This is a genomic window from Stenotrophomonas sp. HMWF003 (assembly GCF_003061285.1).
GTDB lineage: Bacteria > Pseudomonadota > Gammaproteobacteria > Xanthomonadales > Xanthomonadaceae > Stenotrophomonas > Stenotrophomonas maltophilia_AP.
In genome coordinates, this window is the sequence record NZ_QAIW01000356.1 from 10,613 (window position 1) to 11,946 (window position 1,334).

Below are 1,334 nucleotides of genomic sequence, written 5' to 3' on the forward strand. Positions count from 1 at the left end.
GCAGCGGTCGGGTAATCGACCAGCGTGGCCTGCGAGCCCATGTCGTAGTCCCACACATCCTTGCGCACCGCCTGGAAATGCCAGACCGGCTTGCCGGTGTTGACGTCGATGGCGACCAGCGAGGTGGCGTACTTGTTCTGGTTCTCCGTACGCGACCCGCTCCAGTAGTCGCCGGCCGAATTGCCCATCGGCAGGTACACCAGGCCCAGCTGGTCATCGCCGGTGGCGGTGGTCCACATGTTCGGGGTACCGCGCGTGTAGGTCTTGCCCTGCGCGGGCAGGCCGGTCAGCTCGGGCTGGTCCATGTCCCAGGCCCAGCGCAGCTTCCCGGTGATGGCGTCGTAGGCCTGGATCACGCCGGAGGGCGCGTCGCGGCGCTGGCCGTCCAGCACCTGGTGACCGGTGACGATCACGCCCTGCACGATCGCTGGCGGCGAGGTGATCGACACATACCCGGCCGGACTGTCGCCCATGCCCAGGGTGATGTCGACCTGGCCGTTGTTGCCGAAGCCCGCGCACGGCTTGCCGGTCGCCGCGTCCACGGCGATCAGGCGGCCATCGAGGGTGCCTTCGATGATGCGGGCCGAACAGGCACTGCGCGGCAGCTGGGTCAGCACCGGCACCTGCGACAGCCCCGAGGCGAGGTCGGCGGCGACGTCGGCATCGGCGGCCTGCTGCGCGGTCGCCGGTACTTCGTAGTACGACACGCCACGGCACGCGGCGGTGTAGGGAATCGACTTGTCCTTGATCTTCGGATCGAAGCGCCAGCGCTCGGTGCCGTCGGCAGCGTTGAGCGCCACCAGCTGGTTGCGCGCGGTGCACAGGTACAGCGTGTCGCCCACCTTCAGCGGCGTGGTTTCAGCACCCCAGCGCTTCTGCGGCAGGTCACCGGTACGGAACAGCCAAGCCTGTTCGAGCGTGGCCACGTTGTCCGGGGTGATCTGCTGCAGCGGCGAGAAACGCGTGGCCGCGTTGTTGCGACCGTACGCGGCCCAGTCGTCGTCGCCCGGCTTGTCGGCGGGCTGCAGCGGTGCGTCGGCGGTCGGCGCCAGGCCGGTGCTGGTCATCGCCTCGGGGAAGCTGCCGCTGGCAGCGGTGACCCCATGCGGCACGAACGCCAGCGCGAAGGCGGCCACGAACACCAGCGCCAGCACGCCGGCAATGCTGCGCGAGAGCCGCCGCGAGAACGGGCGGTCCAGCGTCGGCAGCAGCAGCGACAGCACCAGGCCGATGCCGACGATCAGGCCCAGCCGTGGCACCCAGCGCCAGTAGTCGCTGCCCGACTCCCACCCTGTCCACACCAACGTGCCCACGAACACCGCGCCGAACCACAG

The 1,334-nt window shown here is 69.6% G+C and carries 1 protein-coding gene; it reads right to left on the reverse strand.

The window, feature by feature from the left end; genetic code table 11:
- Positions 1–1,334, reverse strand: a 1,334-nt coding sequence (locus tag DBR34_RS23250) for a PQQ-binding-like beta-propeller repeat protein (protein ID WP_258223956.1), incomplete at both ends; no start/stop codon positions are given.